At 51.2% G+C, this 451-nt stretch carries 1 protein-coding gene; it reads left to right on the top strand.

Features of this window, described 5'->3' with window-relative positions; genetic code table 11:
- Positions 1–310: 310 nt before the first annotated feature.
- Positions 311–451, top strand: a 141-nt coding sequence (locus LJC66_RS28070; RefSeq protein ID WP_483879720.1) for a plasmid mobilization protein, incomplete at its 3' end; no start/stop codon positions are given.

Here is a 451-nt window from a genome sequence, read left to right as displayed (position 1 = left end):
TCAAACAACCACGTTTGTTTGACGCCAACCGGCGAGGGAGCCCCCTCAAAGTTTTGAGGGGGTTGGGGGTGTTTGTAGAAGCCATTCCAAAGGAGCTTTCCTTTGGCAGGTGTGGACAGCGTCCGCGATTTGGCTCCCCCTTGAAAAGGGGGCTGGGGGGATTGTTATGCCTGGCATAACCAAGCTCAATTGGGTACCAATTGTAGAGCTTGCCTTATTACGACTGTTTGGTGTATTATGGAAGCATACAGCTGGAATTTTACACCAAGTTCACCACGCCCAGTAGGTGAACATAAGGAGGAATAAAGGAATGAGCGAGACGACAGGCGAGCGTAGGAACGAGCCTAAACAGGTGAAGTTCCGTGTCACTGAGGAGGAATTCGAACGGCTATCGCTGATGGCGGATAACGTAGGAATGACGGTGCCTGCCTTTGTGAAAGCAAAGGCACAG

The sequence above is a fragment of the Priestia sp. TSO9 genome, assembly GCF_021029645.1.
In the GTDB taxonomy this organism is placed as follows: domain Bacteria; phylum Bacillota; class Bacilli; order Bacillales; family Bacillaceae_H; genus Priestia; species Priestia megaterium_E.
The sequence above is the reverse complement of the archived record's forward strand: the minus strand, read 5'-3'. Positions and strand labels throughout refer to the sequence as shown.